Source organism: Candidatus Edwardsbacteria bacterium (assembly GCA_018821925.1).
GTDB lineage: Bacteria > Edwardsbacteria > AC1 > AC1 > EtOH8 > UBA2226.
Genome location: JAHJLF010000051.1, coordinates 1 through 21,376, shown reverse-complemented (window position 1 = coordinate 21,376; position 21,376 = coordinate 1). Strand labels below are relative to the sequence as shown.

The 21,376-nt window shown below is 54.3% G+C and carries 19 protein-coding genes; all 19 read right to left on the bottom strand.

Going from position 1 to position 21,376, the window contains the following annotated elements; all coding sequences use genetic code 11:
* Positions 1-2 precede the first annotated feature (2 nt).
* Positions 3-1,763, bottom strand: a complete 1,761-nt coding sequence (locus KJ869_05775; GenBank protein MBU1576699.1) for a methyl-accepting chemotaxis protein — start codon at positions 1,761-1,763, stop codon at positions 3-5.
* Positions 1,753-3,777 (bottom strand): methyl-accepting chemotaxis protein, encoded by a 2,025-nt coding sequence (locus KJ869_05770; GenBank protein MBU1576698.1) that lies wholly within the window; start codon positions 3,775-3,777, stop codon positions 1,753-1,755. Before KJ869_05770 ends, KJ869_05775 begins: the two co-directional genes overlap by 11 nt.
* Positions 3,778-3,835: 58 nt before the next feature.
* Positions 3,836-4,345: a chemotaxis protein CheW gene (locus KJ869_05765; protein ID MBU1576697.1), complete on the bottom strand. Its 510-nt coding sequence runs from the start codon at positions 4,343-4,345 to the stop codon at positions 3,836-3,838.
* Entirely contained in the window at positions 4,346-5,200 is an 855-nt protein-coding gene (locus KJ869_05760) for a tetratricopeptide repeat protein (GenBank protein ID MBU1576696.1), read from the bottom strand.
* A gap of 51 nt (positions 5,201-5,251) precedes the next feature.
* Entirely contained in the window at positions 5,252-6,298 is a 1,047-nt protein-coding gene (locus KJ869_05755; GenBank protein MBU1576695.1) for a chemotaxis response regulator protein-glutamate methylesterase, read from the bottom strand.
* 8 nt (positions 6,299-6,306) lie between these two features.
* Complete coding sequence (locus tag KJ869_05750; GenBank protein MBU1576694.1) at positions 6,307-8,580, bottom strand: T9SS type A sorting domain-containing protein; 2,274 nt, start codon at positions 8,578-8,580, stop codon at positions 6,307-6,309.
* A gap of 1,729 nt (positions 8,581-10,309) precedes the next feature.
* Entirely contained in the window at positions 10,310-11,905 is a 1,596-nt protein-coding gene (locus KJ869_05745; protein ID MBU1576693.1) for an FG-GAP repeat protein, read from the bottom strand.
* A 3-nt stretch (positions 11,906-11,908) separates the two neighbouring features.
* Entirely contained in the window at positions 11,909-12,403 is a 495-nt protein-coding gene (locus KJ869_05740) for a chemotaxis protein CheD (GenBank protein MBU1576692.1), read from the bottom strand.
* Between the two features lie 241 nt (positions 12,404-12,644).
* Positions 12,645-13,466, bottom strand: a complete 822-nt coding sequence (locus KJ869_05735; protein ID MBU1576691.1) for a protein-glutamate O-methyltransferase CheR — start codon at positions 13,464-13,466, stop codon at positions 12,645-12,647.
* Complete coding sequence (locus KJ869_05730; protein ID MBU1576690.1) at positions 13,450-15,069, bottom strand: tetratricopeptide repeat protein; 1,620 nt, start codon at positions 15,067-15,069, stop codon at positions 13,450-13,452. Before KJ869_05730 ends, KJ869_05735 begins: the two co-directional genes overlap by 17 nt.
* 38 nt (positions 15,070-15,107) lie before the next feature.
* Positions 15,108-16,475, bottom strand: a complete 1,368-nt coding sequence (locus KJ869_05725) for a hypothetical protein (protein MBU1576689.1) — start codon at positions 16,473-16,475, stop codon at positions 15,108-15,110.
* A 13-nt stretch (positions 16,476-16,488) separates the two neighbouring features.
* Positions 16,489-17,082, bottom strand: a complete 594-nt coding sequence (locus KJ869_05720) for a gliding-motility protein MglA (GenBank protein MBU1576688.1) — start codon at positions 17,080-17,082, stop codon at positions 16,489-16,491.
* Between the two features lie 154 nt (positions 17,083-17,236).
* Positions 17,237-17,788: a hypothetical protein gene (locus KJ869_05715; protein ID MBU1576687.1), complete on the bottom strand. Its 552-nt coding sequence runs from the start codon at positions 17,786-17,788 to the stop codon at positions 17,237-17,239.
* Positions 17,785-18,126, bottom strand: coding sequence for a roadblock/LC7 domain-containing protein (locus KJ869_05710; GenBank protein ID MBU1576686.1), 342 nt, complete (start codon positions 18,124-18,126; stop codon positions 17,785-17,787). Before KJ869_05710 ends, KJ869_05715 begins: the two co-directional genes overlap by 4 nt.
* A 19-nt stretch (positions 18,127-18,145) precedes the next feature.
* The gene (locus KJ869_05705) at positions 18,146-18,607 is read right to left on the bottom strand and encodes a hypothetical protein (protein ID MBU1576685.1); all 462 of its coding nucleotides are present in this window, start codon (positions 18,605-18,607) and stop codon (positions 18,146-18,148) included.
* A gap of 157 nt (positions 18,608-18,764) precedes the next feature.
* Positions 18,765-19,754: a tetratricopeptide repeat protein gene (locus KJ869_05700; protein MBU1576684.1), complete on the bottom strand. Its 990-nt coding sequence runs from the start codon at positions 19,752-19,754 to the stop codon at positions 18,765-18,767.
* A 112-nt stretch (positions 19,755-19,866) separates the two neighbouring features.
* Positions 19,867-20,337 (bottom strand): GIY-YIG nuclease family protein, encoded by a 471-nt coding sequence (locus tag KJ869_05695; GenBank protein ID MBU1576683.1) that lies wholly within the window; start codon positions 20,335-20,337, stop codon positions 19,867-19,869.
* Between the two features lie 23 nt (positions 20,338-20,360).
* Complete coding sequence (locus KJ869_05690; GenBank protein ID MBU1576682.1) at positions 20,361-20,726, bottom strand: helix-turn-helix transcriptional regulator; 366 nt, start codon at positions 20,724-20,726, stop codon at positions 20,361-20,363.
* A gap of 62 nt (positions 20,727-20,788) precedes the next feature.
* Positions 20,789-21,376, bottom strand: a 588-nt coding sequence (locus tag KJ869_05685; GenBank protein ID MBU1576681.1) for a tetratricopeptide repeat protein, incomplete at its 5' end; no start/stop codon positions are given.

The window sequence follows — 21,376 nt, the reverse complement described above, 5'->3', positions numbered from 1 at the left end:
TGCTAATCGAACTCCGAAACCAGGGTGTTCAGTTTATCGGCCGACAGCGACAGGGTCTGGGCCACCGCGGTTAGCTCCTCCATCGAGGCCGTCAGCTGCTGCACCGCAGCAGCCACCTCCTGGGTGGAGGCGGCGGTATCGATGGCCACATTGGAGACGTCCGAGGCCAGTTTGACCACTTCGGTGGCGCTCTTGCTCTGGTTTCGGGTGGCCTCGGCTATCTGCTTGACCATGGTCCCGGCCACCGCCACCGTGCTGTTGATCACCTTAAGGGATTGCTCGGTCTGGTCCACCGTGGCCTTGCTGGCATCGATGGTGCTCCGGCTCTTATCGATGACCTCCACGGTCTTGGTTATCTCCTTCTCCACTTCGCCGATCAGGGTGGCCACCTTAAGGGCCGAGTTTCCGGCCTCCACCGCCAGCACCCGGATCTCGTCGGCCACCACCGAAAAGCCCTTGCCGGCCTCTCCGGCCCGGGCCGCCTCGATGGCCGCATTAAGGGCCAGAAAATCCGTCTGCTGGGAAAGGTTGGAGATCAGGCTGACCACCACCCCGATCTCGGCCGATTTCTTCTGCAGGTCCTGCACCTTCTGGTTGGTCAGGGCAGCCGACTGGTATATCTCGGCCATCTTGGAAACAGCCTCGAAGGTCTTCTCGGCTCCGGACTGCGAGGCGTCGATGGCCTTCTGGGAGGAGATCATAGTCATCCGGCCCTGGGATTCTATCAACTTGATGGAGGTGGAAAGCTTCTCCACCTCCTTGGCCATCTGGGTCAGCCTCTCCGACTGGACGGTGCTGCCCCGGGATATCTGCTGAACGGTGGAGGAGATCTCCTGGCTGGAGGCGCTCATCTCCTGGGAGGAGGCCGCCAATTGCTGGGAGCTGGCCGCCAGGCCGGAGGCCACGTTGGTTATCTCCCTGACCATCAGGCGGATCTGCCCAACAAAACTGTTATAAGCCTGGCAGAGGTCCCCCAATTCGTTGTTGCCCAGCACCGGAAGTTTCCGGGACAGGCCGCCCTTGCCCTCCGAAATATTTTGCAGAGTGGCAGTCAGCAGGACCACGGTGCGGTTTATCCCTTTGGCGGTAAGATAGGCTATGGCCAAGGTGGCCGCTATTCCCAGGATGGCCACATACCAGATGCCGGGGTATTTGGCGATGAGTACCCCGAAAGCGAAGGCCAGGATCATTATCACGGTAAACAGGATTATCAGCCTCCAAAGAATGCTGAGGCGGTAGGAATTACGGTATATTTTTTCGGTATCGGTTGAGCCGGCCGCCAGCTTGGCGATATAGGGGGACAGCAGAGCCTCCTCAAGGAGGAATATCAGCGAGCCGACCACTATGCCGGTCAAAAATCCCGGCAGGATTATCTGCAGGGTATGGGTCAGGGTGACCCCGGTGCCCATGAATATCATCAGCAATGCGCAGGCCGGGACCCCGACGGTGAAATGCCCCAGCATGTGCAGCGAGGTGACCAGCGGAAAATTCAGGGCGATGTTGAAGGCTTGGTCGCTATCATTTTTTTCGGATGGGCTCTGGTTAAAATATCCCATCACCGGCTGCAGCCTTTTCCGGTTGATGATCTGCAATTCCACGGCCAGCAGCAGGGCCCAGACCGGGCCGAAGAAGATCAGGAATTTAAGAGCGGCCGGCGGCAGGCCCACTGAATGGCCCACGAATATCAGCAATAAGGGAACCCCCAGGAAAATGGCGATCACGTCCGGGATGACCAGGATCAAATTGAATTTGTTAACTTTCATTTTCCGCCCCCTTTATCTGGAAGCTGTCCACCTGGCGTTTGAGCTCCTCGGCCAGATGGGCCAGCTCCTGGGCCGAGGCGGTCATCTCCTGCATGGAAGCCATCTGTTCCTGCTGGGCGGCAGCGGTCTGCTCCATGCCCGAGGCCGCTTCCTCGGCCACCACCGCCACCTGTTCAATAGCCTTGGCTATTTTCTTAACCCCCTCCACCTGGCTGCCGGTGGCCTGGGATATCTGGGAGGCACGGTCGGCCGATAGCTTTACCGCCTGGATGATCTGGGAGAAGGCCTGGTTGCCCTTGGCGGCAAAATCCTTGCCCTCGGCCACCTGCTCGTCAACCTGGTTCATGGCCAGCACCGTCTGTTCGGTCTCGCCCTGGATTTCTTTGATCAGATCCTCGATCTCCTTGGTGGCGCCAGCCGTCCTCTCGGCCAGTTTTTTGACCTCCCCGGCCACCACTGCAAACCCTTTGCCGGCGTCCCCGGCCCGGGCGGCCTCGATGGCCGCGTTGAGGGCCAGCAGGTTGGTGCGCCTAGCCACCGATGATATCAATTCGGTGATCCGGCCGATCTCCCCGGTGCGCTTCTCCAGGTCGCTGACCACATTGGTCAGATGGGACATGGTCTGGTCTATCTTGCCCATCTGCTCGACTATGCTCATCATGGTGGCTCCCCCCTGGGAGGCCACCTCCACCGCCTGGCTGGCCGATTGGGCCGAGTCCTGGGCGTTGTTGCTGACCTGCTCCACCGATGAGGAGATTTCGTCGATGGCCTCCTTGGTGACCCGGACCGATGCCACCTGGGTCCCGATGCCCTGCGATATCCTCTGGACGGTGGCCGATATCTCCTGTTGGGAGGCGTTCATCTCCTGGGTGGAGGCCGCCAACTCCTCGGAGGTGGTGGCCACACCATTGGCGGTATTGATAATGGTCTTGACCAAGTTCTCCAGCTTCTCCACAAAAGTGTTGAAGTGCTTGGTCAGTATCCCGATATCGTCATTGGAATGCTGTTCTATCTTGGAGGTCAGGTCGGCCGAACCGCTGGCCATGTCACCGATCATCCGGCTGATCATGCCGACCGGCTTGACCACCATCCTCCGGATGATATAGCGGACCAGCAGCAGCGCCACGATGAACGTCACCAGCAGGACCAGCACCACATTGCTCAGCAGCCTCTGGAACAGTTGGGTTATTACCATGGCGTCCAGGTTAAGCTGGGCCGCCTGTTTGGTCATCACCTGCAGAATGATCACCAGGATCGCTCCCATGGACAGGGTCAGGGCCGAGAACAGGACGATCACGAAGCCGCTGGTGATCTTGGATTCCAGGCTCACCTCCCGGTCCTTCTGCATGGCCTTGAACAATGTGACCAGGGCCCAACCGATGATGCCGGCCGGCACCACCATAGTCAGCAGCCCGATGATGCCCAGTTTGGAGAACAGATAGACCCCGATAATGGAGATGGGGGCCAATACCAGATTGAGTTTCAGGTCCGACCAGGTTAGGCCGAAAACATCCCGGGCGGTGAAAGTGCCCTCGATAAGGTGATAGGAACTGACCAGGAGATCGTTCACCAAGACATAGATCAGCAGGGCGGCCAGCAATTTAGGCAGGTTGGCCCAGCTTAAAATGTCGGCCCCGCTCTGCCCTCCCATGGCGGTAAATACCCAGGACATGGCCAGGACTGCGAATACGAACTGGCCGGGAATGAAGAACACCCTCGGCCAGGGCTTCTTCCTTTTTATCTGGTGAAAGAAAGAGGGCAGGTATATGGCTAGGATCGCCGGGACCGGGCCGAATACCAGAAAGGTAAAATAGACCACCACCAGATCCAGGGAGACGAATACCCCGCCGGGCAGGGCCACGGTGAACCACTGGCAGACGGTCACGGTCAGCATCAGCAGCAGCATTACCCACCATTGAATATTCAGTTCGCCCAGTTGAACGATCAGGATGGCCGCTCCGGCCGCCGCCACCGTCCAGGCGAACAGATTGCGTAAATTTATTCTGCTCAGCACTTTTCTATCTCCATATAAATATATTTTCGGCCTTATTTAAGGTTGATCTCATTATTGCTTAGGCAATGGCCCGGTATAATTCCTGGCAATTCAGGGTAAAAATGATTTCATCATTATATTCAAATGCCTGGTTGACGGATTTAAGGGTTACCGCCAGCACGGCATCGATCTCAATTTTATCGCCCGCCTGCCGGGAAATGATCTCCCCGACCTCATCGACCAGCAGCCCGATGAGCGCATCCCCGCCTGCCTTCGCTGTTGCGGAGCCTGCCCCGTTGATGTGAACGGGGGCGGACAGGTCGGCTGGCGCAAGCCCGGCCTTCAAAACGACCACCGGCATTTGCCCTTGGGCTATATCGGGGGCTGGCCGCCCTTCCCTGCCGGCGACGGCAATATCCACCACTGTTATCTGGCGGCCCATCCAGTCCATGATCCCGGCCACCGATCTGCCCAGGGCCGGCAGACTGGTCAGCGCCGGGTTATAGACTATCTCCTGCACCAGGGACAGGTCCAGGCCATACCAGACATTACCCAGCCGGCATAACAGCCATTTGCCGTTCTGGTCCATTTACACCTCGTCGTTCTTCAGCAGTTCTATCTGCTCGGCGGCCTTCTTGGCCCACCAATTGTGGGGCGAAAGTTTCAAACACTTCTCCCATTCCTTAAGGGCCGCCCCGTACATTTTTTTATGATAATAGACCTGCCCCAGGTGGTAGTATGCTTCGATCAGGTTCGGCCCCAGCACCGTGGCCTTGGAGAAGAAGAACATGGCGTCATCCAACATCTGCCGTTCCAGATAGACCAGGCCCAGATAATAATGGGCATACAGCACCGCCGGGCGGTCCTTGCCGGATTTGATCACCCGGCTCAGGTGCTCGATGGCCTCGCCGAAGATCCCCTTTTTAAAGGAGATGAAGCCCAGGTTATTGCGCACCGCATCGTTGTTGGGCTCCAGCTGCAGCACCTTCAAGCATACCGCTAGGCCATCGTCGTACATCCCCTGGTAACTGTAGGCCCAGCCCAGCAGGCCCAGGGCCCTGGTGTCGTTGGGGTTCAGCTTGACGGCGTTGGACAATGAGCTGATGGCCTTTTCGAACTCCCCGGAGCATATCTGGTTCCAGCCCTCTGCCACATAGGTGGAGCTGCCCAGGGAATCGGTGCGCATGGTCTCCACGAAGGATCTGATCATCACCTTGGACTCGTCGTCGCTGACCGCGGTCGACTTGTACTGGTCGATCAGGGACTTGACCGAATCGTGCAGGGCATTCAGATGCTTGAGGCCCACCGCTATCTCCCTGTACAGCGACCGGATCTCCTGTTCCAGCCTGGCCGACTGGGTCTTGGCATCGGGGCTTTTAAGCGCCTGCTGGATGGATGCTATCTTGCCCTGAAAGTCATTAACCAGCTCCGACAATGTGGCCATAATGCACCGCCTCGTTTTTATATTACTGACAGATTCGTTTTTAAGGATTTTTTAGCGGCAGGCCCTGACGATGGCCCCCGGGATCTGGTCCAGCGGCAGCACCTCGTCCACCGCTCCGGTCTCCACCGCCGCCTTGGGCATGCCATAGACCACGCAGGTGGAGCGGTCCTCCGCTATAATGTGCCCGCCCTTCTTCTTCATTCCGGCCACCCCGTTGGCCCCGTCGTGACCCATCCCGGTCAGTATCACGCCCACCGTTTCCGCCGGTGAATAAAGCGCCACCGACTCCATCATCACATCCACCGATGGACGGACCCCGAACTTGGGAGGGTTCTGATTTAATTTTATCCGGTCCCCGGAGGAGGACAGCTCCATGTGATACCCGGCCGGGGCCAGTAGCGCCAGCCCCCTTTCCAGCCGATCGCCCTCCTGGGCCTCCCTTACCCTGATCTTGCTGCGGTTGTCCAGCCGCTCGGCCAGGGATTTGGTAAAGCCCACCGGCATGTGCTGCACCAGCAATAGGGCGGCGTTTATCTCCCGGGGCAGCTTGGGCAGTATCTCGGCCAGGGCCCGGGTGCCGCCGGTGGACGAGCCGATGGCCAGGGTTCTCATGATTCCGGTTGGAGCTTTGCTCTCGAGCGCCGCCGGAGCCAGGCGATGGCTGTTGCCGGGCCTCAGCTTGGCCAGGTCAACCCCGGCGGCCATCCTGATCTTCTCCACCAGCTCCTCCCGGACCTTGTCTATGTCTAAGGAGATGGAGCCGGACGGTTTGGTCACGAAGTCCACCGCTCCCAACTCCAGAGCCAGCAGGGTGGACTCGGCTCCCTCCTTGGCATGGGCCGAGAGCATCACCGTGGCCACCGGGGATTCGGTCATCAGCCGGGCCAGCGCCTGCAGGCCGTCCATCTTGGGCATCTCGATGTCCATGGTAACCACATCGGGGGACAATTGGCGGACCTGCTCGATGGCCTCCAGCCCGTTCTTGGCGGAACCCACCAGCTTAAGCCCCGGCGTAGCCTTGACAATATCGCCCACCATGTTGCGCATCAGGGCGGAGTCGTCAACCACCAGAACTTTTATGGTGCGGATGTCAGTCATAAAAATCTCTACTTGATCACCACCATCTTTTTGGTTGCCTTGAAATCACCGGATTCCAAGCGGTAGATATAAACACCATTGGCGGCTGTCCTTCCCGAATTATCCTTGCCGTTCCAGCTGGCGGAATAGATACCAGGCTGTTGCTGGCCGTCAATCAGGGTGTTTACCAACTGCCCCAGCGTATTGTAGACCTTCAAGCTGACGTTGCCGGGTTTGGCCAACTGGTAGCTGATCCTAGTCTGGCCGTTGAACGGATTGGGTGCGTTCTGTGCCATAGCGTAGACATAGGCAAGCGGCTTACCGCCCTCTTCCGCTAACTGCGCTCCGCCGGACTTCTTGGTGCCGCCCCTTCCTGTAGCCTTATCGTAAGCATAAAGCTCCCACTTGTCGCAGGTAACAATCTTGTCTTTTTTCAGGTTGACTATCTTGATTATACCCTCGCCGTCGTGGGTTACCGCATTGGGCAGGTCCTTCTCGAAGACAACCGACTTGCCGCTGGGAACCTTTACCGACCCCAGGGACACGTTATCCACCCATACCTGATAGATGTAATCTATCTTCCCAGGATATTCCTGGTAGAAGGTGAACTTCATGGTCTGTTTCTGGTCGCGGTCCAGGGTCGGCAGATAATACTCCAATGCCGTGCTGTCGTAATCAACCGTTATAATGCCAGTGGAAGCGATTGCATCGGTAGCCCCGTAAACAATATAACCGTCCCGTTCTATCAGATATATGGATGCTTCTTCGCCGCCCACATCGGTCGCGGCCTGCGCTGTTACCTGACCGGCCGCATCGCGGGCTATCAGCGAATACAGCGGCCCGGTTCCCTCGGTCCAGATGGTGGTCATCTTGTTGCCGTCAACATTCTGGCGGTAGGCTATCTGGGGGTAAACCGCCGGTTGGCTGGGGTTCTTGCTGTAATCAATGCTGGAAGTCCAAACATAATCGCTGTAATTGGCAAAATAAGCATTATATTGATCGGGATTAACAGCACTCTGCTCGCTCCAGGCCACATAATTGCCATCGAATACCGGATTCAACGAAGCGGTGGCCGGGCTGTTGTTGACATTCTCGACACCCTGCCAGTAGAAACTTTTAGTGATTGCATCAATGGTATTTTCCAACCTGGGATAACCCCAGTTGCCTTTGCGGTGTTGAATATCGTTGCCTTCCTGCCAGACTATATGCACGTCTCCGTAGAAAGACAGAGAAGGCTCGGCGGAAAACACCTCCGGGCTGTTGGTCAGGTTAATCTTGTTCTTCCATGCGCCAAGATACGGGTCATATCCCCGCCAATAAATCTCTCCCTCGTAATCCCAGGCGATATGAACCCCGCCCTTGGAATCCAGGCAGATGGTCGGGCTGGCCAGATTTGGATCCTGCCCGCCCCAGCTGCCTGAAGTGCTGTCCAAAACTGTCCAGGCATAGTCTGTCTGGCCGGCAGCCTTGAATCCATACAAAAGCTTCCAGTACCATACCCCGCTCTGGCCGCCGATGGCATATTGCGCATCCACCCGCTCTATGGCCAGGTGCGTTCCGGCGATGTTGATTGCCATTGATGGCGGGCTGACATAATGCGTCTGTTCCCAGGCTCCGATAGCCTCCAAAATGGTCGCTTCCGGTCCCCAGCCGTTGTTCACTCTCTTGGCGGATTTAAGAACCCATCCTGCACCTGGTGTTTCGGCCTTCCAGGTCATGGTGGTGTCTGTTCCGTAATAACCGACAACCGGCACCGGCTTAGTACCACCCGAGGCAAAGCCCGAAGAAGGCGTCCAGGTCAGGCCGTCGTCCCAGCTTTGCTGATATATAACCGAATCGCCGGAGGAGTAAACCAAATTCAAATAACCCTTACTGTCGTAAAGCAGGTGCTTGCCGTTATTATATGCGGTTGATAGTGCGGTATTTGAATTGGTAAGAGCTTTGGTATTGATGGTCACCTGGCCGCTCCAGGGGGCAATGTTGCCCGAACGATCCATTGCAGTTACCGAGAATATAAGTTGCTCACCAACCAAATTATCCGGCACCCGCCATTTCCACTGGTTGCGTTCTATGGGCGAGGAGTGGGAAACATAGTAGGCATCCGGCTCGTAACTGCCGGGGTCTATGCCGCTGAGCTTTGCACCAAACACGCCCACCGGTTCCGGACATACCCAGTAGCCGCCGAAATCGGCAGCGATGGATTTATTCCAATTAAGGGTAAATATGCTGTCGCCTATGTTGAAACCCCCGGTTGGCGCGGCAAGTGTGTCAGGAGCAAGATTGTCTTTGGCTATACCGGACATAACATTGCTTGGGCAGGAAGTATTGCCATCACTACTATTTCTTTGCACAATATAAAAAATGGGCTTATCAAATAATGGCACTGTTGTATCTACATATGTTGTACAAGCAATACCCACAGCGCGTCCACAAGGCACCCAGGGTCCATCAGGCGTCAAAGAGCGCAGAATAGAAGCTTCTGTTGTCGCTGGATACCATTTTATTTTTAATTGTGGTCGTGTCACAATTGATACATCCACAACATTATCAATCACAACTGGTTCAAGACTTGTGGAACCGAATCTCTCTGTCGCAAGTATCGGACCAAAATTTAAAACAGTCCCGTCTTTGCAGGTGGCTCGTACAGTAATATAAAATACACGCACCAAAGAATCAACTAGAACATGCCAACTATGGAAGCCCAAAGTGTATGTATAACCAGCAGGGTGTGACTCAAGATCAACACTTGTAGGCCTACCTATATCTTGTGCAATTAATCCTGATGTACATACCTCCCATTTACTGATGTTGTTTTCTTTTGTGGTTGTCCAAGTCACACAAATGGTATCGCCATTAGTGCCAGTTCTGTAGGAATTTATACCCGTTACTATCGCGGGTTCGTATCTGTGTAAAATTTGGTTTGCCCCCACTGCGCGACCATGATCAGAATTTGGCGGAAAATCCAAAGACTTCAGTGAAAGAGAGGTGAGTGATGCAGAAACCTTTTCAAATATAACAGTATCGTTTTGTATTTTACGCAAAGCGCCTACGTTACGGTATGTATTGCCGCAGGTGAAAATTTCATTGCTGGGCCCTACTGTCATGCCATAGTTCCAGTTGTCTTCGCCCAAAGGCGGCAATAAACTCCACACCCCGCTATAATAACCGGCCAGGCCACCACCCATGCCGGTATAGATGCCGCCACCGCTACCGGCCATTGACAGGTTTGCCACCGTAGTCCCCAGCGGAGTGTTGGTGCTAGGCGGCCAGTCGTAGCTTTGGCTGAAAACCCCGGAATTACGATCAGACCAACTTGCGCCCCCGTCGCCGGACTGTAAGAACGAACAGCTCTGGTCGCCGGCAACCCAGAGTGAATTAGGGTCCGATTCGTTCATCCACAGGCTGTTATACCATATGGTAAGCGAATCGGAGGTGCCTGTTGAAGGACGCGTGGGCGCCCATTGTTCTGTTATTGGATTCCATTTAAGAATATACCCATTACCGCAACTGATGTACCCAAGATAATCACTTCCATACAGATTAACCTTCACCTTCAAAAACGGCGTCAGGGCATTGGGGGTATATCGCAAACCTTGTATTGAGTCGGATGTGGTTTTTGACCAGCTACCGCCACCATCTGTAGTTCTTAAAATAACACCCTTGTATTTCCCCGGGTCTCCATTCTTATACCCCACTATCCAGCCGTTATCGGCATTGGCAAAGCACACCCCCTTAAAGTCCCAATTTACCTGTGGATCCAACGCTGGTATAGTCTTTGTAAACCATACCTGCTCGGTAGAGGTGGGATACAGTTTGCCGCTTCTTTGGTATACCTTGCCCGCATCGCCCACCGCCCAGCCGGTGCTGTCGTCAAGCATATGGACATCCCGGAATGTGCCCCCGAAATTGGTTCCATCCTTCACCCAGATGGGCTCGGCTAATGCTGTGCCTACAAGAAATAACAACCCCAATATTATTGTCAGCTTTTTCATTGTTTGGGTCCTTTCTTTATTTATTTGATTTACAGCCATTTTACCTGATCAAAGTCATCTTCTTTATCTTACTCTTGTCGTTTATGCGAAGTCTGTAGATATATACTCCATTGGAAACCGCATTGTTGTTGTTATCCCTGCCGTTCCAGGTTATTGACCCCTCCCTACCCTCCCCGATGCGGAGAGGGACAGAGTTGTCGTTGATAAGTGTTTTCACCAATTGCCCTGTAATATTATAAACCGAAAGATTTACCTGACCCGATTTTGCAATTTGATATTTGATAGTCGTTTGATGGCTGAATGGATTGGGTGCGTTCTGATAAATTTTGAATTCTGAATTCTGAATTTTGAATTCCGGCTCGCCGGTAACCCCCTCCGGCCCCGTGTATTTACATATAACCACCAGCCTATTTGTATCGGCATTGCTGCCAAACATTACTTCTTCCCTGCCGTCATTGTTCACGTCTCCGGCGTTGACAACTTTTACCCCAAGTTTATCACCGTACCACCTGCCTTTCATCCATCCGCTGACAACTGTATCCTGAATCAACTTGCTTGTCCAAGCCAATCCTTTTCCCCACCCTATTTCGCTTGAGCCACAAATTAAATCGCTCCTCAACCCAGAATCTATTTTACTTGAAGCGAACATGCTGCCCAGCCCGCTAAATGTATCCGCACCCACAACCGTCATATCGGCTATTGTATCCATGCCCAACCCTCCGTAGAAAAGTATCCCTTTCCCATTATGGAGCGTTGATAAATAACCACCGGGATAGTAGTAGCTGCCAAACCATAATCGTCCATTCCCATTAGTGTCATTTGCTATACTGCCGGCGAATTCCCCCCAATATTGCTGTGAGCCTTCGCCATCTTTCCACCAATCGGGGATGGTATCCATTGCCGGGCCGCCATGAAACAGATATATCCGCCCCCGGCTGTCTACATTGTTTGTTGCAGCGCCTACTAATAGATCTTGTATGCCGTCGCCATTGACATCGCCACCTGCGTCCAAGCTTGATCCAAATTGTTCCAAATCCTTCCCCCTTATCACTAACCACGGTATGGTATCAAAAACCGCAGAGCCAAGGTATATGTTTACATGACCGTTGCCTGACATATTCCAAAAATCACCTACAATAAGGTCGGTGGTGTCGTCCCCGTTAAGGTCGCCGGTGGCAAGACTGGTAGCGCCTTCGTAGAGCCGCCCTAAAAAGCGCAGATCGTAAGCAGTGTTTGGCCAGCCTACCTTTCCATAATAAACATATACTTTTCCGGCTGCCTCAAGTATCACGTCGCTGCATCCGTCGCCGTTTATATCCCCGCCGCATAAAGCCAAACCGGTGCCGGGTCCGGCCGTCGCATCGCCGGTTATCCATTCAGGGATAGTATCAAATGCCGGACTCCCGCCGAATAAATACACCCTTGCCCCCAATGTGCTGCTGTAACCAACAATGCCTGCGTCATCATAGCCATCCCCGTTAACATCGCCCAGTCCGGCTATGGCCGCGCCCCAAGATGATACGCTGGTGTCCGGCGTGCCCCGCTGGAAGATGATCTCAAGGTTATAGGTGGTTTGGGCGGGGCTTAGGCCATAGGTCAGTGTTACCAGATTTATGAGAAATATTACTCTTCTCATTTTTTACAGCTCCTTTAGCCCGGCCCGGAAGGAATGCACCACCACCGTGCCCGATGAGGTCAGAAACTCCACCGACCGGCCGTAGTCGGCCCCGGTGTCCTCGGCCACGATGGGGATCCCGTAATTGTTCAGCTCCTGCTTGGCCTGCAGGGTATTCCTCTGCCCGATGTTGCTGTAGCTGGTCTTCCCCGAGTTGAGCAGTTTGGAGAACATATTGGCCCCGCCCACCAGCTTGCTGACCATTCGTATCCTTGAGCAGCCCATCCCCTCCAGGGCCAGGATCAGCTCCTTGAGGGCGGTGGTAACGAACTTGGCCGGATTGCTCTGGTTGCGGGCCAGATCGGGATCGGGAAGCATCACATGGGCCAGGCCGCCTATCTTCATCTGGGGATCGTAGATGGTGATGGCCAGGCAGGAGCCCAGGCCGTGAGTGGTTATTATCGCCGGGCTCTTGGCTACCTTGTAATCGGCGATTTTTACTATCAGCTGGTCGGACAAACTTCACCCCTTTTCATATTACTCGGAGCACATATTAGTGAACATTTCTTTTAACTAACGTATTACATTGGTTCATGATGTCATACCTGCGAAAGCAGGTATCCAGAGGTTACCTATGGATTCCCGCCGGAGTTTATCCCGCACATGATGCGGGGCGGGAATGACACAAACACTCTATCAAACATTTATCGCTGATAATGATATGTCTACTATTATCCGCACCTATTAGTAAGTAAGAAAATTATTTTACGGCCCGGTATATTCTTTCCTTGATATCGAACGAGACGAAGGTGTCCTTCATCTGCCCGAACATGTTCTCCACCTTGCCCAGCACCAGAAAACCGTCGGCCCGGAGGGCCTTGGCGAACTTATAGAAGATATCCTCCTGGGTCTGCCGGGAAAAATATATCAGCACGTTGCGGCAGAATATCAGGTCCAACTCGCTGTAGGGATACCGGGAGAATAGATCCAGTTTTTCAAACTGCACCATATCCTTTATCTGGGAGGAGATATGATACTTGTCGTCCCGGGCCTCGAAATATTTTCCGATCAGATTCTGGGGGATCTCATCCATGCTGGATCGGGGATAGATCCCGGCCTTAGCCTTTCCCAGTATCTGGAGGTCGATGTCCGTGGCGTAGATGTTACAATCCTTTACCAGCCCCCGGGCCTGGGAGAATTCGCGCCACATGATGGCCAGCGAATAGGGCTCCTCGCCGGAGGAACATCCCGCGCTCCATATCTGGACCGGGCAATTTTTGCTCTCCTCCAGGATTATCGGCAGGACCCTGTCAAAGACCGTCAGATAGGTCTCGGCATTGCGATAGAATTTGGTTACGTTGATGGTCAGGGTATCCAGCAGTTTGGTGTATTCGCCGGGATCATCCTTCAGTTTCTGCTGATATTCCTCATAGCTGCTCACCTGGCAGGACCTCATCCTGACCGCCAGCCTTCTTTTGAGAGGCCGTTCCTTGTACTGCCGGATATCGAACCCGCTGTCGGCCAGTATTTTATTGGCCAGAGCCAGCAGCTCCGGATCGGTTATATTACTTGGCGAAAGCATTCTTATCCATCAGGGCCAGGTTTCGCTTTACCATCTGGTTATCGGGATCCGCCTCCAGGGTCTTCCTCCACCATTTCCCCGCCAGGTCCTTCTGGCCCTGTTTAAGATAAAGGTTTCCCAGCCGGGCCATATCCTGGGGATCCAACATGTCAAGCTCGGCCATCCGGCTGAGCGTTTCGATGGATTGCGCTATCATGCCGTTCTTATAATACAGCTCCAGCAGATTGCGCAGTATCTTCCGGTCATCGGACCGGGCCTTAAGCGCCGCGTTGTAGTACCTCTCGGCCTCCTCGTCCTGCCCCTTGGCCTGCATCAGGGCGCCCAGATTGTTCTGCAGGACGTGATTGGGTTTATTGCTGTTTTCTATGGAACTCCACAGCTTGTACGCCTGTTCGGGGTCGTGGTTCCTCAGGGCTATCAACCCCGCCAGGAAAGTTGCCAACAGGGGCTTGTCGGTTGCCGGATCGATCCGGTTCAGCTGTTCCTGGGCGGAATCGTTTTCATCGTCCCCGCAGAACAGGCAGGCCAGGTTGATCCGGGGCATCGCCTTCTCGGGCGAAAGCTCGACGGCCTTGCGGTACTGCCTGGCGGCATCCTCCCGCTCACCCATCATTTCCAGGCTCAAACCCAGGTTGTTATAGGCCGCAGCTTTTTTAGGCTCCACCGCTATGGCCTCCAGGAATTCGGTGGCCGCTTCGGCGTACTCCGCTTTCCGGAAATGGATCAGCCCCAGGTAGAACCGGGCCTCGTAATGGTCCGGCCTGATCTCGATGATCCGGCGGTATTCCCTGGTGGCCTCGTCGTACATCTGGGTACGGTAGAAGGCCATTCCCAGGTTGCCGTGGTCGTCGATGATATTAAGATTCCAGGAGGCGGCCTGCTTGCTTTTCTCGGATCCCCGCTTGGCCAGACCGGCCAGCAGAAGCCCGTAGACTATCTTGGAGGTCAGGAACTCGCCCAGGGCCGATGTTTCCATGATCTCGGCCAGCGAGCGGTATCCGTCGATCAACGACAGTACCTGCTTCTCCTCGCTGTTGAGATTCAGCTCCTCCTGTTTGGCCAGGTCCATCATCACCCGCTCCAGCACGGTCTGGGGGGTGGGCAGTTTCTTCTCCAGGGTCCGCCATTCGTCGACCCGCCTAGCCTCCTCCAGCAGCAGGTTTATGGCGTCCAGGGAGACCAGGATAGTCTCCCCCTCGGGCAGGGAATCCGGCTCGAAGAAAAACTCCCCGTCAATCCACCGCAGCAGGTAGAAGATGGTGTCCTCGATCTGGCCCGAGATGTCGGCCTCGATGTCCGGCTGTTTGATCAGGCCCATCTCCAGCAGAATACCGCCCAGCCGCCGGGTTCCGCCCTCCTGCTGCTGCAGATCCAAAGCATCTTGCAGGTTCCGGGAGGTTATCAGGCCCCGGGAAAAAAGCCTGTCGCCCAGACGGTCCGGCCGGTTCAGCAGGTTGGCAAAACAGATCTTGCCCTCATTGAAAAAGACGCTGCCAAAATTGCTGCCGTCGGTGACTTTCAGGCAGCCGGTCTTGCGCCCCACCGCCAGTAGCTGCAGGACGTCGGGCAGGCTTACTTCTTTGAATGATCCTTTTATCGCCATAGCTTACGACGCTTTGTATAGATTGCAGTATTCATTTGCTAAATATCTTCCATCAGCCGCTCCACCAGGAACGGCCAGGTCTCTTCAATGATCCCCAGATGGGCCGGGACCGGCTCCGCCTTTCCCTTCTCGCCTTCATCCTCCTGGCTGAGAGAGGCGACCTTGGTAAGGGCCGGCTTCTCCCCGGCCGGCAAAGCCGGCAGAGGCTGGGGCAGGACGGCTTCGGGGCGCGGCTCCGGTTTTTTAGCGGATGGAGCAGCCTCCGGAGCAGTCGTTGGGGAGCTTAATTTCTGGGACAGCGATCTTATCGCCATCTCCAGATCGTCGGCCTTGTCGGGATCGAACATCAGGTTTTCGATCTTCTCCATCTGCTCCGGGGTGGCTTTTGCCGACAGCGGACCGAATTCCTGCTGCAGATTGATCAGCTTCTCGATGTTGCTGGTATACTCTTGGTAAGCTTCGGTAACGATGGATATGTCCTGCTCCAATATCTTCTCGATATTGAAGGTATTGAAACCCTTCATTTTCCAGATGAACAGCCTCTCCTTGTATCCCTGGCGCAGCTGGTCGGCGCCCTGCTGCTCGTCGATCAGGGCGGTGACCTTGTGATCCAGTCCGGATATGAAATCGCCGAACTCGCCGACCGGGTTATCACCGGCAGGCGGCTGGGGCAGAACCAAGGAATCGGGTTCCGCCTGGGCCGGAGGGGATTGCAGTGGAGGCAGGGCCTCGTCCACCACCGCCTTGGTCAGCGGCCCTTCGGACAACGAGGCATACAACAGCACCTTGTTGAGGGCCCCCTCCAGCTCCCTGATGTTGGAGGGAACCCGGGAAGCTATGATCAGGGCGATCTCGTCCGACAGAACTGCGCCCCGGTCGCGACTCTTGCGGGAGATGATCAGGCTCTTCTCGTTGACGTCCACTTCTTTCAGCCCGATGATCAGCCCGCCCAGCAGGCGGGAGAGAAGTTTCTCATCAATGCTCTCTATCTTCTGGGGCGTGATATCGGTGGTGGCGATTATCTGGCGGCCGGAGCCCACCATCCGGTCGAACAGGGGAAGCAGGCGGATCTGCATCTTCCTGTCCGCCAGCCCCAGATGAAGATCGTCAAAAAGCAACAGGTCCGATTTCTCGGCAGCGACCAGGTCCTCCAGCGACATTTGGCTGCCGTTAAGGAAAACCAGGTTCCAGTCTGGTTGAGCCAGGGCCACCGCATTGCCGATGGCCTGCATCAGATGGGTCTTGCCCAGCCCCACCCCGCCGTAGATCAGCAGAGGATTATATACGTTGCCGGGATCCTCGGCCACTTTGCGGGCGGCGGCAAAGGCCAGCCGGTTGCTGGGTCCGGTAATGAAATTATCGAACTGATAAACGCTCTTTAATATGTGGGGCGTCCCTTCGGTCATTCGGTTTCCTTATTTATCTTCGGTATTTGGCGCTGAGCGACTGCAGCACCAGGGCGGAGACGGCCTTGAGGGTGTCAAACACCCCGGCGCCGGTGGTGGCCACCGCTTCGTAATGGGGAACCTTCCTTAAGTTCAGGGCGTGGTCCATTTCGGGCACCGGAACTATGTTGGGCATATCCCTTTTATTGTACTGCATGACCATGGGCACTTTATTGATGTCCATTCCCAGTATGCCCAGGTTGTCCCGCAGGTTGGCCAGGCTTTCCATGTTCTCCTGCCACAGGTCCACCTGGGAGTCGGCCACGAACACTATCCCGTCGGCCCCCTGCAGCACCAGCTTCCGGGTGGAATTGTAGAACACCTGACCGGGAACGGTGTACAGCTGGACCCTGGTCTTGTACCCGGCGATGTCCCCCAGCTCCAGCGGCAGAAAGTCGAAGAACAATGTCCGGTCCTTCTCGGTGGCCAGGCTGACCATGGAACTGCGCTTGACGTCCGGGATCTTGCTGTAGATGTACTGCAGGTTGGTGGTCTTACCGCAGCGCCCCGGACCGTAATAGACGATCTTACAGGTGATCTCTTTTGATGAATAGTTTATTAACGACATTTAGGATGAATAATATTTCTTGTTTATTTTAGAATGATGATCACGGTAAAGATCGGGACAAGTTTCTTCCGGTGTTTTCCCAGGTTTGGCGCCTTGAGCGGTTGGTTCCCCTAGTTTCTTCGTTTTCCGCGTCTCCGCGGTTAGCAATCCCGGACTATGAGAACAGCTTGGATAGGGCATCCTCCACCGCCTGGTTGAAATCTGGCAGAGCCTCCTCCTGGGAACCGGGCTCGCCCGGGGCGGCTGAAGGCTCCCTCCCCATATTTTCCGAAAGATCCCTGGCCGCCTGGTCGGTATCGGACACGACGGCCCTGGCCAGCACCGGGGACAGCTCCCGCTCGGCCTCGCCGGCGGCGTGCCGGATCATGCCCACCACGGTGGATTTATCGAATATGGTGGCCAGGATGAACTGGTCGGCTATCAGGCAGAAATACACGTTCCAGGTCTTGCCCTCCTGGAACATTACCTTGAACTTTTCCTCGGCCACTATTTTGGCCAGGGCCTGGGTGGAGGTGAAGATCCCGCCGATCAGGGCGGCGATGGACTGGACGTTAAAATTGGAGGTGAACCCGGCCAGGCTTATCAGATGGCCGCTCTTGGACAGCAACAGGGCGCAGCTGGCCCGGCTGTCCTTGATGTAGCGGCCCATGGAGACCTCCACCGCTTGGTTGATCTCCTCCGACAGGACGTACTGAATGTTGGTCATAGCATATCCATCAAGTGTTCCAGGCTGGCTTTCATTTTTATGGACACCAGGCCGATATTGGCCCCGGCCTCGGTGATCACGATCAGGATGCAGTGCTGGGCGCACAGGAAGATGATATTGCCCTCGCTGGCCAGGAGCTGCACCCCGTAGATCTGCTCTTCCTTGCCCTGGGCCAGCGATTTGACCACCTGGTTGAAGATGGAGGCCACCATGGCGCTGATGGTCCGCTCCTCCAGGCCGGACATGATGTTGGAGGCTATCACCAGCCCCTCCTTGTCTATCACCAGGCTGCCCCTGACCCCGGGGATATCGTTTATCTGGTTGAGTATGTTTTTCATTTTATGATCAAAGTCTGTTTCAATTTTTTGGTTCTGACAAAATATAATATGCAGCTGTTGATGTTACGGGAGACAGTGCAAAAGTAATCAAGGTTGCATCCATATCATATTTATTTTTATCTGAAAATAATGCGGTTACACCAGCTACTGTTAATGCAGGCAATATAGTACCTGCCAAAGCGGTCATATATTTACCTTTCCTGTATTTCCTGCCAGAAAAATATGAACCGGCACTAATGCCGACTATAGCCCCTGGAGTGCCACCAATTAAAATCCCCATTAAGGATGGAGAACCACTAATACCACCATCCGCCGCTCCTGAACTGAATGGTATTGATGCTATACCATAGCCGACCAATAAGCCGCAAGTACCCCATAAAGCACTGCTGATTGTGGTTTTAATTACAGAAGAAGTTTTTACACCCCCTTTGTTAAAGAAGCATGCACTTTCTTTATTTAAAACAATACTTGTATCATCCACGCTGGCCCGTGTTGTATCGGCTTGGGCATACTGCTGACATAACAATTGCCCATTGCTTAGTGTGTTTACCTTTTGCCCAAAGGCCGTAAAAGGTATACTAAGCATAATGCTTAATACTGTGCACTGACCCCATAATCGTTTTTTCAGGGGTCTCTCCTTATAAATTCTTTATCCGCTCGATGGCCCGCTTGACATTCACCGCCACCAAGCCGGTCTTGGCCGAGCTCTCGGCGGTCACCATCAGCACCTGTCCGCCCACCCGGTTGAGGAATATCTTTTCGTTCCTGGTGTCTATCACCACCCGTTCCAGCTCGCCCAGTTTTACCTTCTGCATGACCTGTGTGGCGGTGGAGAACACCAGCGATGACAGGGCCCCTGAGGATTCCTCGTCGACCCCGGCGGACTGCGGAGCGAAGGCGCTGGCCACCGGATAGCCGGACTCGTCCACCAGCAGGCTGGCAAAGACCTGGGGGGTCTGGATTATCTCGTTGAGGATCCGCCCGTAAGCGTTCATGGTTTTGGGATCGGCCTCAGCCGGCGGCTTAGCAGTTTTATCCGGAGCCGCCTCAACCGAAGTCTCTTCAGGACCGATCTCGACAGCAGGTTCCGGCGGCACGAATTCCATCTTGGGTTTTTCGGTCGCCTCGGCGGCCAGGGCCATCATAGCCTGGGCTCCCTTGTGAAAATCGGCCGGATCGGCCAGGGCCGGCTCCGCAGGGTTGGCCGCTTCCGAAATGTTTTCCGGAGCCCTCGGCTCCTCTATCACGGGAATTTCTATCTCGATCTTTTCGGGTGGGATCGGGGCTTCCTCCGTCCGGGTAACCGCGGTCTCCGGGGGTTCGGATTCGCCGGGTTTGTCCAGCTCTGCCAGAACCTTTTTGGCCAGGGAATTCTCCGGCCGGACCGAAAGGATCTTGGTCAGCTCGGTCCGGGCCTTCTCGGTATCGTTTATCCCCTTGTAGCACTGGGCCAGCACCAACCGGCCCTCGATATTATCGGGATGCGATTCCAGTCCGGTCAGGCAGATGTTGATGGCCTCCTGATACAGGCCGTTCTCGCGATAGAAATCGGCCAGGGAGCCGAACAGCAGCGACGAGGGATCGTCGACCACCTGATCCGAGAAATTTTTAACGCTGTCCGAAGACATATCTGATGACATATTTCACCGTATATTTTTTCATGCTCATTAAATCTTACAACAATTATTTTACAAGATGTCCCTGTTTAATGGTAAAGCGTTATTTAAAAACTTTCTTTGATTATTCACCTTTGCCTTTTTCCAAATACATCATCGTTGGTATAAAAGATTTTCTAATTACACCTTCAGAATTTATTTCGTGCCTTCTTATCCTTACACCTTGTTGGTTTACTAAGTCGTGGCCCTCTGCTAAAAAGTGACGGATAAACGCACGTTCAAGCGTAATCAATACATTTTTCAATTTCTGTCCCGGGCGCAAATTCGGTTGACCAATTATTATAACTCGCTTGCCGTTTTTTGCATTTTCAAGATGCCTCATCAATTTTAAATTATTCAGATGCCCATGGATACGACCTTGTAAATTATTTGTTTTACCGACGTATAAGGCCTCATATGACTTGCCCCAATGTCGGGCAAATATATAAATGCCCGGCTTATCCGGCAATTTATCTAAATTAAGCGTATATATCAAACTTTCGTTTGTAACATGCCTTAAGTAAACTGGTTTTTCCCAAATGATATCAAGCTTCATAAAAATCTCCGCTTAAAAGCACTTTACTTTTTCTTACTCACAGTGATCTTTATTATCCGGTTGATGCTCCCAAGCGTTTTTTCATCCGCTTTGTTCAAATCCTTCATTATGTGAGCCATTATTATTTCCCGCTCGGTGGCCTTGGGCGGTGCGCCCTTTTTACCGCTTTCCATCTCCGAATTTTTAGGAAACAGATCGCGCAACGAAAAATTGAGCGCGGCAGCCACTTTCTCCAAGGTCCTTACGGTGGGATTCACCCGGGATTGCTCCAAAAAACCGATATAGCGGTAATCGTAACCGGCCTTCTTCCCCAATTTCTCCTGGGTGAGCCCCTGGGCCTTGCGTATTTTTTTGATATTGCCGCCTATCAACTTTATCAAAGCATCCATGTTCTTACCCCTTTTATATTATTTTTACGGATCTTCAATTTTACCATTACCGATAGCAATGCCTATTCCCCGGCTATCGGCAACCTTCTTTCCTTCAGTTTTTTCATCCTCTCCAGCCAGGCTTTCACCTCGGGGCTCAGTTCCGGGGCGGGCTCCGCCGGTTTATCGAAGCCGGCCATGGTCTGCCGTCCGTCGGCGATAGCGGCTTTCTCCTCCAGGCCCTCGGCCCATTTCACCGCCAGGTCCACCAGCTCCCGGATCTTCCCGGCCCTTTTATCCTCATGCGAAAATGACAGAAACCTCTCCCATCTCTCCACCGCCAGCTCCAGCCGCCCGATCTTGGCATAGGCAAATCCCAGGCAGTAATTGATCTCCGGATTGTCGTCCCGCCCCTGACTGGCCAGCTTGTATTCCATGATGGCCTCGTCGAAGGATTCGGTCTTGAAATAGGCCTCGGCCAGATAGAGATGGGCCAGCGGCGAATCAGGATCCTTCTGCAGGATGTCGGAGAATGCCTCAATGGCCTTCTCCAGTTGGTCTTTCTTGATCAGCTCCAGGCCCGCTTTTACCGGATCCATCACCTGCTCCTGAACGTCCAGCGACAGCGGACCTTTCAGGGCGGTGGCTTTCACCAAGCCGGTGGCGCACAG